13 protein-coding genes are annotated in these 13,617 nt (G+C 73.0%); 3 read left to right on the top strand and 10 right to left on the bottom strand.

Translation table 11 applies throughout. The annotated features are described in order from the left end of the window. Positions 1-184: 184 nt before the first annotated feature. The 4 genes from argF to TR49_RS00390 form a co-directional block, all read right to left on the bottom strand. A complete protein-coding gene (gene argF, locus TR49_RS00405; RefSeq protein WP_042375906.1) occupies positions 185-1,186 on the bottom strand; it encodes an ornithine carbamoyltransferase in 1,002 nt (333 codons plus the stop codon). A gap of 90 nt (positions 1,187-1,276) precedes the next feature. Then, positions 1,277-1,810 carry a GNAT family N-acetyltransferase gene (locus TR49_RS00400; RefSeq protein ID WP_042375899.1) on the bottom strand — a complete coding sequence of 178 codons (534 nt, stop codon included), beginning with the start codon at positions 1,808-1,810 and terminating at the stop codon, positions 1,277-1,279. A 140-nt stretch (positions 1,811-1,950) separates the two neighbouring features. Further along, positions 1,951-4,620, bottom strand: coding sequence for a polynucleotide kinase-phosphatase (locus tag TR49_RS00395; RefSeq protein ID WP_042375897.1), 2,670 nt, complete (start codon positions 4,618-4,620; stop codon positions 1,951-1,953). A 4-nt stretch (positions 4,621-4,624) separates the two neighbouring features. Continuing rightward, positions 4,625-6,109, bottom strand: a complete 1,485-nt coding sequence (locus TR49_RS00390; protein ID WP_042375896.1) for a 3' terminal RNA ribose 2'-O-methyltransferase Hen1 — start codon at positions 6,107-6,109, stop codon at positions 4,625-4,627. A gap of 132 nt (positions 6,110-6,241) precedes the next feature. Here TR49_RS00390 and TR49_RS00385 point away from each other — a divergent pair, with 132 nt between their 5' ends. Further along, on the top strand, positions 6,242-6,709 hold the full coding sequence (locus TR49_RS00385; protein WP_042375895.1) for a GNAT family N-acetyltransferase: 468 nt from the start codon (positions 6,242-6,244) through the stop codon (positions 6,707-6,709). A gap of 70 nt (positions 6,710-6,779) precedes the next feature. On the opposite strand, the gene TR49_RS39520 is transcribed toward TR49_RS00385, so the two are convergent. The 3 genes from TR49_RS39520 to TR49_RS00370 form a co-directional block, all read right to left on the bottom strand. Then, a complete protein-coding gene (locus tag TR49_RS39520) occupies positions 6,780-7,760 on the bottom strand; it encodes a hypothetical protein (RefSeq protein WP_052433815.1) in 981 nt (326 codons plus the stop codon). Between the two features lie 173 nt (positions 7,761-7,933). Next, positions 7,934-8,854 carry a GlxA family transcriptional regulator gene (locus TR49_RS00375; RefSeq protein ID WP_042375894.1) on the bottom strand — a complete coding sequence of 307 codons (921 nt, stop codon included), beginning with the start codon at positions 8,852-8,854 and terminating at the stop codon, positions 7,934-7,936. Between the two features lie 91 nt (positions 8,855-8,945). Next, on the bottom strand, positions 8,946-9,497 hold the full coding sequence (locus TR49_RS00370; protein ID WP_042375893.1) for a cysteine hydrolase family protein: 552 nt from the start codon (positions 9,495-9,497) through the stop codon (positions 8,946-8,948). Positions 9,498-9,660: 163 nt separating this feature from the next. Here TR49_RS00370 and dapD point away from each other — a divergent pair, with 163 nt between their 5' ends. Both dapD and TR49_RS44415 read left to right on the top strand, forming a co-directional pair. Next, the gene (dapD, locus tag TR49_RS00365) at positions 9,661-10,671 is read left to right on the top strand and encodes a 2,3,4,5-tetrahydropyridine-2,6-dicarboxylate N-succinyltransferase (RefSeq protein ID WP_042375890.1); all 1,011 of its coding nucleotides are present in this window, start codon (positions 9,661-9,663) and stop codon (positions 10,669-10,671) included. Positions 10,672-10,926: 255 nt separating this feature from the next. Beyond that, on the top strand, positions 10,927-11,097 hold the full coding sequence (locus TR49_RS44415; RefSeq protein ID WP_169789964.1) for a hypothetical protein: 171 nt from the start codon (positions 10,927-10,929) through the stop codon (positions 11,095-11,097). Here TR49_RS44415 and TR49_RS00360 read toward each other — a convergent pair. The 3 genes from TR49_RS00360 to TR49_RS00350 form a co-directional block, all read right to left on the bottom strand. After that, positions 11,072-11,650 carry a DUF6099 family protein gene (locus TR49_RS00360; protein WP_152626995.1) on the bottom strand — a complete coding sequence of 193 codons (579 nt, stop codon included), beginning with the start codon at positions 11,648-11,650 and terminating at the stop codon, positions 11,072-11,074. The two genes, TR49_RS44415 and TR49_RS00360, sit on opposite strands and share 26 nt — an antisense overlap. A 177-nt stretch (positions 11,651-11,827) precedes the next feature. Further along, positions 11,828-12,274 carry a nucleotide pyrophosphohydrolase gene (locus tag TR49_RS00355; RefSeq protein ID WP_084724455.1) on the bottom strand — a complete coding sequence of 149 codons (447 nt, stop codon included), beginning with the start codon at positions 12,272-12,274 and terminating at the stop codon, positions 11,828-11,830. Positions 12,275-12,279: 5 nt separating this feature from the next. Beyond that, a complete protein-coding gene (locus TR49_RS00350; protein WP_052433812.1) occupies positions 12,280-13,428 on the bottom strand; it encodes an AAA family ATPase in 1,149 nt (382 codons plus the stop codon). Positions 13,429-13,617: the final 189 nt, after the last annotated feature.

The raw sequence follows: 13,617 nt of genomic DNA, 5'->3' as shown, positions 1-13,617 counted from the left end.
CCGCACTCGCGGCGTCCGGGACCGACAGCGTCTCCTTCGTGGCGGAGGTCTCCCCGGGGGACCGGCTCGTGCTGCGTCTGTACGACGTCCTGGCGAACGAGATCCTCGCCTTGTGGGACCCGGCCGCCGATCACCGAGACCGTCCTCGAAGGCGACCTCGGCACGGCGTGAGCGCGCGAAGGCGTCAGTCGCCCAGCGTCGCGACCATGACGGCCTTGATGGTGTGGAGGCGGTTCTCCGCCTGGTCGAAGACGATGGAGTGCTTGGACTCGAAGAGTTCGTCCGTGCACTCGAGTTCGGACATGCCTGTGGCCACGTGCATCTGGCGGCCGACCTCGGTGCCGAGGTCGTGGAAGGCCGGGAGGCAGTGGAGGAACTTGACGTCGGGGTTGCCGGTGGCGCGGGCGGTGTCCATGGAGACCTGGTACGGGGCGAGCAGGGCGATGCGCTCGGCCCAGACCTCCTTGGGTTCGCCCATGGAGACCCAGACGTCGGTGTAGAGGAAGTCGACGCCCGCGACGCCGGCCGAGACGTCGTCGGTGAGGGTGATGCGCGCGCCGCTGTCCGCGGCGAGGCGGCGGGCCTCGGACTGGACCTCGTCGGTGGGCCAGAGCGCCTTCGGCGCGACGATGCGGATGTCCATGCCGAGGAGGGCGCCGGTGACGAGGAGGGAGTTGCCCATGTTGTTGCGGGCGTCGCCGAGGTAGGCGAGGGAGACCTCGCCCAGCGGCTTGGTGCTGTGCTCCTGGATGGTCAGCACGTCCGCCAGCATCTGGGTGGGGTGCCACTCGTCGGTGAGGCCGTTCCAGACCGGGACGCCGGCGTGGCGCGCCAGCTCGTCGACGATCTCCTGGCCATGGCCGCGGTACTCGATGGCGTCGAACATCCGGCCCAGCACCCGGGCGCTGTCCTTCACGGACTCCTTGCTGCCGAGGTGCGAGCCGGACGGGTCCAGGTAGACGGTGTGCGCGCCCTGGTCCGCCGCCGCGACCTCGAACGCGCAGCGGGTGCGGGTGGAGCCCTTCTCGAAGATCAGCGCGATGTTCCTGCCGCGCAGGCGCGGCTGTTCCGTCCCCGCGTACTTGGCTGCCTTGAGCTGGGCCGACAGGTCGACCAGGAAGCGGAACTCCTGGGCGGTGAAGTCCGACTCCTTGAGGAAGTGCCGGTTGCGCAGATTGAAGGCCATGCCGGGCTCCTGGCAGACGTGGGCGGACGGAGGCGCCACGGGGATCGGTGACGACTGACGTCCAGCATATACGTGCATAGGAGTGGATGGTTATGCAGTGCCGAGCGGAAGCTTCATCTCCAGCTCCATGGTCTCCGGGTCGAGGTCGTACGGCTGGGTGTGGCCGGTCGGCAGGAAGCCGCGACGCCGGTAGAAGTGGATGGCGCGCGCGTTGCGCTCGTGCACCTCCAGGTACAGCGCCGGAGCGCCGGCCTCGTCCCTGGCCCAGGCGATGCAGGTGTCCAGCAGCGCGTCCGTGAGGCCGACACCCGGGCCACGGTGGGCCGGGTCCACCCAGACGCCCACCAGCCATGCCCGTTCCGGCGCCTGCCCGGGGTCCGCGGCAGGAACGTAGGCGTTCATGACGCCGACCCACTCCCCGGTCTCCTCCAGGACGGCGGCGTAGCCGGTGTTCCCGGGCTGCGTGCTGCGCGCGGCACGGAACCGCCACAAGTCCTCGGCGTGGTCCAGCACGGTCTGGTGGGACTCCAGGTACGCCATGGGCGTGTCCTTGGTCATCCGCAGGCGGATGTCGCGGACGCGCTGCCAGTCCTCGGGCTGGACGCGGTGGATGCGGTAGGTCATGAGCTGTTCCCTGCTGCTTTCCGTGTTCCGTGACGGGTTCGGCGGCAACTCCCGCGGGCGTGGGGCCATCCTCCCGCAGCGGTCGGTGCGGTGAGCTCCGACCGCCCGAGAAGGATCGCCCCACGCCCCCGGGACTGCGCCTACAACCGGGGGTCGACCGGTTCCGACTCCAGGGCCAGGACCGCGAAGACCGCCTCGTGCACGCGCCACAGCGGCTCGCCCGCCGCCAGGCGGTCCAGGGCCTCGACGCCGAGCGCGTACTCGCGCAGCGCGAGCGAGCGCTTGTGGCCGAGGGCGCGGGAGCGCAGGCGGGTCAGGTGCTCCGGGCGGGTGTAGTCGGGGCCGTAGATGATCCGCAGGTACTCGCGGCCGCGGACCTTCACGCCCCGCTGGACCAGCCGGCCGCCCCCGGCCTCCGAGCGGACCAGCGAGGCCATCGGCTTGACGACCATGCCCTCCCCGCCGCGCGCGGTCAGCTCCTCCCACCAGGCCGCGCCGGCCGCGCAGGACTCCGGGTCCTCGGTGTCGACGACGAGCCGCCGCGTCGGACGGAGCAACGGCGAGACGTCCGCGTCGACGAGGCGGTCGATCCAGGCGAGGTGCCGGTCGTGCGGGAGCACGGCCAGGTTCGCGCCCTCGGCCGCGAGCAGCTGGAACGGCGCGAGCCGCACCGAGTCCAGCCCCTCGACGGTCCAGCAGTAGCGCCGGTACGCCTCGGTGAACGCGGCGGCGTCCGCGGCCCGCGCCGCCTGCCGCTCGGACAGCTCGGCGACGTCGAGGCCGTCGACCCCGCGCCGGGACGCCGCCGCGAGCGCGGCCCGGGCCGCGCCGAGCGCCGCGCCGGAGGCGGCGCCGACCGCCGCGTACTGACGGCGCAGCAGGCCCTCGGCCTTCAGCGACCACGGCAACAGCTCGGTGTCGAGCAGCAGCCAGTCGCTGTCCAGCTCCGCGAAGAGCCCGGCGGACTCCGCCGCGGCGCGCAGCCGGTCCAGCACCGCGCGCGTCACCGCGCCGTGGCTGCCGTGCCCGCCGGGCTCGCCGTGCTCGCCGTGCTCGCCGTGCTCGACGGGGACGCCAGGCACGGTGACGTCGTCGAGGAAGGCCCGGCCGGTGCGGGTCCAGATCTGGCCGCCGGTCGGCACGCCGAAGCGCTTCTCCCCGGCCGAGCCCTCCGCGTCCCGGCAGACCAGGACGACCGCGCGCGAGCCCATGTGCTTCTCCTCACACACGACCCGGCGCACGCCGTCCGCCCGGTAGGCGGCGAAGGCCTCGTCCGGGTGCTCGAGGTAGCCCTCGCGCTGCGAGGTGGCCACCGGGGCCATGGTCGGCGGCAGGTAGGCGAGCAGACGCGGATCGATCGCGAAGCGGCTCATCACCTCCAGGGCGGCGGCCGCGTTCTCCTCGCGGACGGCGACCCGGCCGTGGTGACGGGTCTCCACGATGCGCTTGCCCGCGACGTCCGTCAGCGCCAGCGGACGGCCCTCTCGCGCGCCGGGCGCGTCGCTGATCAGCGGGCGGACCGGCTCGTACCAGACCTGCTCGGCGTCGACCTCGACCAGCTCCCGCTCCGGGTAGCGCAGCGCGGTCATCTTCCCGCCGAAGACGCAGCCGGTGTCCAGGCAGATGGTGTTGTTGAGGAAGCTCGCGACCGGCGTCGGGGTGTGCCCGTAGACGACCAGCGCCTGGCCGCGGTACTCCTCCGCCCACGGGTAGCGGACGGGCAGGCCGTACTCGTCGGTCTCGCCCGTCGTGTCGCCGTAGAGGGCGTGCGAGCGCACCCGGCCGCTGGTGCGGCCGTGGTACTTCTCGGGCAGGCCCGCGTGGCAGACCACCAGCCGGCCGTCGTCCAGGAGGTAGTGGCTGACCAGGCCGTCGATGAACTCCCGCACCTGCGCCACGAACTCCGGCGGCTCGGCGGCGAGCTGGTCCAGCGACTCCTTCAGGCCGTGGCTGACCGTCACCTTGCGGCCCGCGAGCGCGCGGCCGAGCTTGTTCTCGTGGTTGCCCGGCACGCAGAGCGCGTGGCCGGCCGCGACCATGCCCATCACCAGGCGCAGCACCCCCGGCGTGTCCGGGCCGCGGTCCACCAGGTCGCCGACGAACACGGCGGTGCGGCCGTCCGGGTGCGCGGCGTCGACCGCGCGGCCGTCGGCGTCGCAGGTCACCGCGTAGCCGAGCCTGCCCAGCAGGGTGACCAGCTCGGAGCGGCAGCCGTGGATGTCGCCGATGACGTCGAACGGGCCGGTCAGGTGCCTGAGGTCGTTGTACCGCTTCTCGTAGACGACCTCGGCGGCGTCGACCTCGGCCTCGCTGCGCAGCACGTGCACCTTGCGGAAGCCCTCGCGCTCCAGGTGGCGCAGCGAGCGACGCAGCTCGCTCTGCTGACGCTGCAGCACGCGCGGCGGGAAGTGCGCCCGGTCCGGCTTGCGGGAGTTACGCTCCGCGCACAGCTGTGGCGGCAGGTCCAGCACGATGGCGACGGGCAGCACGTCGTGCTCCCGCGCCAGCTCGACCAGTTTGCGCCGCGACTCCTGCTGCACGTTGGTCGCGTCGACGACGGTGATCCGGCCCGCGGCCAGGCGCTTGCCGGCGATGTAGTGGAGCACGTCGAAGGCGTCGCCGGTGGCCGCCTGGTCGTTGGGGTCGTCCGAGACCAGGCCGCGACAGACGTCGGAGGAGACGACCTGCGTCGGCAGGAACTGCCGGGCGGCGAAGCTGGACTTGCCCGAGCCGGTGGTGCCGACGAGCACGACCAGGGAGAGGTCGGGGACGGCGAGCGTACGCTTCGAGCGCGCCTCGGTGTCGGTCATCGGGTCACGCTCCCTTCGGGGTCGTGGTGTCGTCGGTGCGGGTGAAGGCGGCGAGCTGGGTGGGCGGGCCGACTTCGGGGTCCTCGTCGCCGACGGGACCGAGGCCGACGGCGTAGCCGTAGGTCTCGGCGGTGCGCTCCGCCCAAGCCCGGAACTGCGCCCGGTCCCACTCGAAGCGGTGGTCGCCGTGCCGGACATGACCGGCGGGCAGCGACTCCCAGCGCACGTTGTACTCGACGTTGGGCGTGGTCACCACGACCACGCCGGGCCGGGCGGCGCCGAAGACCGCGTACTCGAGCGCCGGCAGGCGCTCCTCGTCGACGTGCTCGATCACCTCGGCGAGGACGGCCGCGTCGTAGCCGGTCAGGCGCGCGTCGGTGTAGGTCAGCGCACCCTGCAGGAGCTTGACCCGCGCAGCCTGGCGCTCGTTCATCCGGTCCAGGCGGAGGCGGCGGGCGGCGATGGCGAGCGCGCGGGCCGAGACCTCGACACCGACGATCTCGGTGAAGGTCCGGTCCTTCAGCAGCTCGGCGACCAGAGCCGCCTCGCCGCAGCCGAGGTCGAGGACGCGCTTGGCACCGGCTTCGCGCAGCCGCTCGACGATGGCGGCTCGGCGGCGGACCGCCAACGGGGTCGGCTTCGGCTCCTCCGGCTCGCCCTCCGCAGTCGCGGTCTCCTCCGGGACGGCGTTGTCGAGCTCCTCCGGCTCGCGGTCGTCGGCCTCGGCCAGACGGGCCAGCTCCAGCCGCTCGTTGGCGGTGCGTGCGAGCGACCAGCGGCGGGAGAAGTAGCGGCGGACGATCAGCTGCCGCTCGGGGTGCTCGGCCAGCCAGCCCTCACCACGGGCGAGCAGCTTGTCGACCTCGTCCGGGGCGACCCAGTAGTGCTTCGCGTCGTCCAGAACCGGCAGCAGCACGTAGAGCTGGCTGAGCGCCTCGGCCAGCCGCAGCGTTCCGGTCAGGCGCAGCCCCACGTAGCGGGAGTCGCCCCACTCCGGGAAGGCCGGGTCCAGTGGCAGCGGATCAGCCTCGACCAGCCAGCCCAGCGGCTCGAACAGACGGCGCACCAGCTCCGCGCCGCCCTTGGCCGGGACGGCGGGCAGCTCGATCGTCAGCGGCTGCGGCACGGCGGCCAGCTCGGGCCGGTTCTTGCAGTCGCCCTTCATGGCGCTCTTGAAGACGGCGCTCATGGCGACCGCGAGCAGCGAGGAGGCCGCGTAGGGGCGGTCGTTGACGTACTGGGCGAGCGCGAAGTCCGGGGAGCCCCCGCGACCCTTGGCGCCGCGGCCCCGGCGGACCAGGGCTATCGGGTCGACCTCCAGCAGCAGCGCGGCCGTGCAGCGCTCGGCGGTCGCCTCGGGGTAGAAGACGTGCGCGAGGCCGTGGGCCGTGCTGAAGGACTGGGCTTTCTCCGGGTGCTTGTGCAGGAGAAAACCCAGGTCGGTGGCGGGTCGCTGGTCGGTGCCGGTGGTGCTGATCGTCAGGAACACAGGGATGAGTATGACCAGGTGTTCGACTTTCGCCCACGGACTTTCGCCCTGGAAGGGGTCTCGAGGGGTTCTGGCGGGACGGATCGGATCCCAGATCTTCTGCCCGGGCATCCGAGTACGTATCGTGCCGCCATGACGCCCTGCTCACCTTGGCTGCGACTGGAACAGGTCACGGCCGCGAACGTCGATGCTGCCTGCGCTCTGGTGGTCCGCCCGGAGCAGAACGGCTTCGTCGCCCCGGTGATGAAGTCGCTCGCCGACGCCTACGTCCACGGGTCCCACGCCTGGCCACGGCTTGTCTTCGATCGGGATCTACTGGTCGGCTTCGTGATGGGCAGTTTCGACCCGCGCAGCCCTGTCGAGGCGTTCCGCTGCGGGATCTGGCGGCTGAACATCGCCGCCGAGCACCAGGGGCGAGGTTACGGCCGGTTCGCGGTCGCCGCGATCTGCGCCGAGGCCCGCAGTCGCGGCGAGCGCCGGGTCAGCGTGCTGTGGCTGCCGGGCCGCCACGGCCCGGAGTACTTCTATCTGAACCTGGGCTTCCGTCCGACCGGCGAGATGATCTACGGCCAGGTGGCCGCCGAGCTACGGCTGGCCTGAGCCCTGATCGGCGGCGGGTCGCTGTCGGCCGTCCAGGACCCGCCGCCTGGCGCTTCGGTGCGGTGGTGCGTCAGCCCGACATCGCGCAGCCGCCGGCTGCGTTGCTCCATGTCGGCTGCATGGCGAAGTCGCCCGTGGGCAGGGAGATCGTGCCCAGGTTCTGCCAGGCGCAGAGGTCGCCGTCCTCCTCGCCGTCGGAGGCGACCCAGCCGCTGGAGGGCTGCGGGTCGGTCAGCGACTCGGCGTACTCGTGGCCGCCGACGATGCTGAAACCGTCCAGCTGGTTCGCCACCGAGTTCGCGCCGCAGCTCGAACCGGCGTCGAGGACGTAGGGCATGTTGGTGTAGGAGACCGTGCCGTCGTAGTCGTGCCAGGCGCAGAAGCCGCTGTTGGGGAAGCCGTCGGGCGAGGTGCCGCTCGGGCTCATCACGACGATCTGCACGTCCGGACCGGAGACGCCGAAGTGGGACGCGGCGGCGTCGGCCTCAGCGGCGATGTCGGCCTGCTGGGCATTGGCCGGGGCGGGCGCGGAGTCGTCCACCCAGGTGCCGCCGAGCACTGGACCGCCGAACGACGGGCCCTGACCGCTGTCGTCGGTGTACTGCGAGGTGACGGTGGACCAGCTGTCCGACGACGTACCGAGACCGTTGAAGAGGTCGGTCTGGTACTGCTGCACGCCGTTGCCGTCGCTGTCCCACTGGTTGCCCCAGAAGACCAGGTAGACACCCACCTGGTGCTGGACGGGCCCGCCGTTGTAGATCAACGTGCTGTCGGCGGGGGCCCGGCCCACCTGCTTCCGCACGGCGTCGCCGCGCGCGCCGCGCATCGGGATCACGCCGTGGCGGCCGTGGATCTCCACCCGGTAGACGTGCCCGTGGGAGCGGACCAGGCGGACGTCGCCCGTCTGCACGTGCACCTGCGGGGCGGCCGCCTGCGGGGTGGCGGACCGCGGGGCCGCGACGCCGGAGGGGGCGCCGGCGAAGAGGGCGGCTAAGGCGATGCCACACCCGGCGGCGATGGACGCGGTGGCACCGCGTCGTATCCGGAACATCCTCATACCTCCTGTTTGGGGAAGGGAGTTCTGACGAGTCCACATCACACACCCCGATTCGGGGTGACAACAAGAGGAGCGAGAGAAAGGACTGAGCGAGAGCTGTGAATTCTCTGTAAGTAAGCTGAATGTCACTCATGTTCCACAGGGAACAACGGAGTTGGCCGGTCCCGTCAGCCCCGCGAGCGCAGTCGGCGCAGCATCCTGGCGTCGTCGAAACCGACGTCGCGGGCCGCCGCCTCGACAGTGGCACCGTGGCTGATCAGGTGCTCCGCTCGCTCGAGCCGCAGCGCCTGCTGGTAGCGCAGCGGCGTCAGCCCGCCGGTGGCCCGGCTGAAGGCGCGGGTCAGCGTCCGCTCGCTGACCCCGCCCGCCGCGGCCAGGCGGCTCAGCGGCAGCGCCTCGGCGAACCGGGCGTCGATCAGGTCCTGCACCCGGTGGACGCTGTCGTCGAGATGCGAGCGGTGCCGCAGCATCGCGCTCGCCTGCGGCTCGTGGCCGTTGCGACGGGCGTAGACCACCATGTCCCGCGCCACCTGCGCGGCCACGGCCGGCCCGTGCCGTCCGGCGACCAGGTGCAGCGCGAGGTCGATCCCCGACGCGATGCCGGCAGAGGTCACCACCCGGTCGTCGGTGGTGAACAGCACGTCCCGCACCACGTGGGCCCGCGGGTGGCGGCGCGCGAGCTCGTCCTGCAGATCGTGGTGGGTCGTGCAGCGCCGCCCGTCGAGCAGTCCGGCGGCGCCCAGCGCCTGCGTCCCCGCGCAGACGCTGGCGACGGTGCCACCGGTCGCGTGGTGGGCCCGCAAGGCCTCCAGCGAGGCAGGCCCGAGCGGCAGCGGCAGGGTGGGGTCCGGATCGTCCGGCACGTGCCAACCCGGCACCACCAGCAGGTCGTCCACCCCGAGCTCCGGCCAGACCGTGCCGGCCTGGAGCGGGAGGCCCTGTGCACTGAGCACGGACTCCCGCTCCGCGACGTAGTGGAGCTCGTAAGGGTGGCCGAAGGCCGCCGCGGTCCCGAAGACCTGGGCGGGACCGGCCAGGTCCAGCAGATGGACCCCTGGCACCAGGAGGAAGACGATGCGGCACGTCACCGGCCCATCATCGCCCAACCCCGTCACCCCCCTTCGCCCCCCTTCGCCCGCCAGGCCCCCCATGGCCCCCACGGCCCGTGTGACCTGCTCGTCACCCGGCGGCGGCAACCAGCTCGTCGACGGTGGCGATCTCGGCGAAGCGGCCCCGCAGCACCGCCTCGGTGCGCTCGATGACGGCGGCGGCGCTCAGCGAACCGATCGGGTGGGTGGTGGTGGCGTCGGTGACGAAGGTGCAGCGGTAGCCGAAGTCGCTGCCCACGCGCGTGGTGGTCTCCACGCACTGCTCGGTGCGGATGCCGCAGAGGACCAGCTCGGTCACGCCCCGCTCGGTCAGCTGCTGCTGCAGGCTGGTGGTCGTGAACGCGTTGTGACTGGTCTTGCGGACGGTGATCTCGCCGTCGACCGGCTGCTCCAGCTCGTCCAGCAGCCGGACGTGGCCGCTGGCCGGGTCGAACGAGGTCCCGGTGCCCGGCTCCTCGTGCAGGACCCAGACGACGGTGTCGCCCTGCCGGCGGGCCAGCCGGACCAGCCGGTTGACCGGCTCGGCGATCTTGGGGTTGTCGATCCCCGCCCACCCCTCGGGCCCCTCGGCACGGGCGCGGAACGATTCCTGGACATCGATGACGATCAGTGCGCGACTCATGAGACCTAGTCTGGCCTCGAACGATGCTCTTTGATAAGGCCGCATCGGGTCGAGCACCGGAACGATCCGGTCACCCCCGGCGGCGGTCGCCGCAGGGCGGACACGCAGTCCGTCCAGCGGGACGGGTTCGGCATCCGTCCGCCCGATTGGTTAGCGTTCAGGCGTGACTACTGAGACCTCCACCTCCACCGCTCCCACGGGCGGCGCCACCGGCGTCGGCCTGGCCACCCTCGCCGCCGACGGCACCGTCCTCGACACCTGGTTCCCCGCGCCGAAGCTGGTCGCGGCGGGGTCGGAGGAGTCCGGCCCGGCCGGGTCCGTCCGCCTGACCGCTGAGCAGGCCGAGGCGGAGCTGGGCAGCGGCGCGGCCGCCGCCCTCCGGGTGGACCCGCGCCGGGGGGTCGAGGTGATCGCGGTCCGCACGGTGATCGGCTCGCTCGACGACAAGCCGCTGGACACCCACGACGTGTACCTGCGCCTCCACCTGCTGAGCCACCGCCTGGTCCAGCCGCACGGCCAGAACCTGGACGGGATCTTCGGCCTGCTGGCCAACGTCGCCTGGACCAGCATCGGCCCCGTCCCCGTCGCCCAGGTCGAGGCGACGCGCCTCTCGGTGCGCGCGGAGGGCGGCCAGCTGGCCGTCTACGGGATCGACAAGTTCCCGCGCATGACCGACTACGTCGCCCCCACCGGCGTCCGGATCGCCCACGCGGACCGCGTCCGCCTCGGCGCGCACCTGGCCGAGGGCACCACCGTGATGCACGAGGGCTTCGTCAACTTCAACGCCGGGACGCTCGGCACCTCCATGGTCGAGGGCCGCATCTCGGCCGGTGTGGTCGTCGGCGACCACAGCGACATCGGCGGCGGCTCGTCGATCATGGGCACGCTGTCCGGTGGCGGCAAGCAGGTCGTCTCGGTGGGCCAGCGGTGCCTGCTCGGCGCGAACGCCGGTATCGGCATCTCCCTCGGCGACGACTGCGTCGTCGAGGCCGGCCTCTACGTGACCGCGGGCACCCGGGTCACCACCCCCGACGGCAGCGTGGCCAAGGCCGTCGAGCTGTCCGGTCAGTCGAACCTCCTGTTCCGCCGCAACTCCCAGTCGGGCGCGGTCGAGGTCATCGCCCGCAGCGGCAGCTGGGGCGGTCTGAACGCGGACCTGCACGCGCACAACTGAGGCGGACGTCCGGTTGCGGACGCTCGGTCAGCTGCGGACCCGTCAGGGGCGCGGGGCAGCGCCCCGCCCCTGACGAGGCTCCAGCAGGCGAGGACGCCCCGTTCGAACGGCGTCCCGCTAGGGGGTGAACTGCCGCGGGCGGGTGCGCTCTTGGGTGTGACGGGGAGTGACCGGTCGGTTGGTCTGATCGTTGGCCGCACGGGACCGGCACTGGACGCCGGTGCCGTCCCCGCTCCGAGGAGGATCAGCCCAGCCATGTCCGAACCACCGAACCCACAGAATCTGCTGGCGCAGATGGAGCAGATGCTGGCCGCGCTCAGCGCCGACCTGGTCCAGCTCGACGCCGAGCTGCAGCCCTCGGCGGCCCGGGCCGCCGAGGAGGACCTGGAGGGCGGGACCTTCACCCCGGAGGCGGATCGAGCCTGACGCCGACGCGCGCCAGCCCCTCCTCGCTCGACCCTTCGGCCGCCTCGGTCACCCCGGCCGGTTCGGTGGCCGCCGGGTCCGGCGGCTCCTCGCCGAGCGCGCCCATCAGCTCGGTGGCGAGCTCGCGGGCCTCGAAGGCGGCGTCGACGCCGTCCACGCAGGACCAGTAAAGGCTCTGCTCCTCCGCCCCGAGAGCGACCACCAGCAGCGACTGGCACACCTCCCGCAGCAGCACGCGCAGCTCCCGCACCGTCGCCAGGGGATCCGCCAGCTCGCTGAGCCTGGCGGCCCGGTCGCCCGTCACCGGCTCGTCCGGCGGACGGCCGATGCACTCGGCGGCGTGGGCGCCCGCCTCGGCCAGCGCCCGGGCGATCTCCACCGGCCCGCAGCCGGGGCCGCCCCCCAGCGCCCGGTCCGTCAGCGCCAGGGCCGCCGCCTGCGCCACGGCCTCGGTGACGCGGCACGCCTGCCACGCCTCCACCGTGACGTCCGTCGCGGACCGCGCCTCCACCAGCGCGTGCCGGGTCGTCTTGATCAGTCGCTGTGCTTCCATGACGCCACCCACCCCTCAGGTCCGGGTCGGGCCGACGGGATCCCCGTCCGCGCCCACCTTCTGATGGACCCAGACTCCGCCCGAGGGCCGACCGCCGTCCGCGGCCGCCCGCGATCTGTGGACAACCCGGGGGATGTGGAAAACCCGGCCACCCGCAGGAGTGAGTGACCGTGCCGCTCAGTCCAGTGGTTGCGGCTCCGCCGCCGGGAAGCGCAGCTCGTTGCGCTCGATCTTCGCGGCCAGTGCGGCCAGCGGATCGACGCCCAGAACACCGCAGAACTGCAGCAGGTAGGCGAGGACGTCCGCCACCTCGTCCTCGACCTGATGCGCGCGCCTGGGGTGGCTCATCACCTCGGCGGCCTGCTCCGGGGTCAACCACTGGAAGATCTCCAGCAGTTCGGCCGCCTCCACGCTGAGCGCCGCGACCAGGTTCTTCGGCGTGTGGTACGGCTGCCAGTTCCGCGCCGCAGCGAAGGCCCGCAGCCGCTCCATGAGCACCTCGACCGTCAGGCCCTGCTCGGACCCGGCCGGTCCCCGCCGCCCCGGTCCCTGCCCGCCCGGTCCCTGGCCGCCCTGCGGCTGCTCGCTCTGCGGCTGCTCGTCCTGCGGCGTGGATGCGTCCATGCGGATCATTCTCCCCGAAACACGCTGTACCCCGCCTCGTCACGACGGCACAGCAGCGTGCGCACGCCCGGGACGGAGACCGGGACGCCCGCCGTGGCCAGCAAGCGCACATGGCCGCGCGCGGCCACCTCCGTCGCGAGCGAGAGCAGCGCGGCGGTGCGCTCCGGCGGCAGGCCGAGGTCGAGGCCGTCCGCGAGGATCTGCAGCAGGCGCTCCGCGTCCGGGATCTCGGCGGCCGGGCTCATCTGCAGCACCCCGGGACCGGTCAGCAGCGCGGTGGCGAAGGCCAGTTGGCGCAGGGCTCCGGAGGGGAGGGTGTCCGCCGCGACGCGGCGTCCGCCCGGCTCGTCCAAGGCGGCGCAGACCCACGCGGCCCCGTCGCCCTCGCTGCGGCGCAGCGCGCCGAGGCCGCTGACCGGGACGGCGCTCATCTCCCGAGCCGCCTGCACGAGTTTGCCGAAGCGGATCCGGCACTCGCCCTCGATCCTGGCGATCACCGCCGAGAGGTTCTCGGCGGTGCCGCGCAGGCGGGCGTCGTCGTCGGCCCGGACCCACGCGCGCATCCTGGCCGGCGCGGGGTCGAGGGCGAAGATCTCGCGCAGCGCGGTGAGCACCTGCTCGGCCGCGCCGAGCACCAGCCGCTCCCCCGTCGTCGCTCCCGCGACGCGCAGCGGCAGTTGGGCGGTGACGAGCGCGGATGCGGAGAGCGGCGCGCGGATGTCGCCCTGACGCCCGTCGCTGTGCCAGGCGACGTCGATCCGTCCGGCGACCGGGTCGACCGCGCCCGTGGTCACCAGCAGCCGGCCGCCGAGCGCGAGACGCTCCCCGACGACGACCGCGGCGTCACCCTCGACCCGCACGGTGACGTCCAGACGCGCCTCCCCGTGCGGCCCGTCCACCGAGCAGCCGAGCCGGACCGTGTCCTCCCCGAAGGGCACGCACCCCGCCGCTCCGCCGCGGGCGGCGGCCAGGGCCGTGCCCGCGTCCTCGCCCTCGGCCAGGACGGCGAGCACGACCAGCGCCTCCAGGGCGTTGGACTTGCCCGCGCCCGGCGCGCCGTGCACCAGGGTCACCGCGTCGAGCGGGAGAACGGCGTCGCGGAAGGACTTGAAGGCGGTCGGTCTCAGCTCGGTCAGCGCGGGGCGAAGAGGCACAGCGCGAGCCTATTACGACGATGACCTGCGGAAACGTCTCGCCAGCGGATGATCCACCCCGCCGGGGGACGCCGCAGGACGCCGGGGCGCGCCAGGAACGCGGAGAGCCGGCCCGAGGCGCGGCCGGCCCGGTCACGCGGCCGGAAACAGGGCACCCCCGCGCCACCCCGGGAGGGTACGGGCCCGAGC

This window comes from Streptacidiphilus melanogenes, from assembly GCF_000787835.1.
GTDB lineage: Bacteria > Actinomycetota > Actinomycetes > Streptomycetales > Streptomycetaceae > Streptacidiphilus > Streptacidiphilus melanogenes.
Note: the sequence above shows the minus strand (reverse complement) of the source record. Positions and strands in the feature narration are given on the sequence as shown.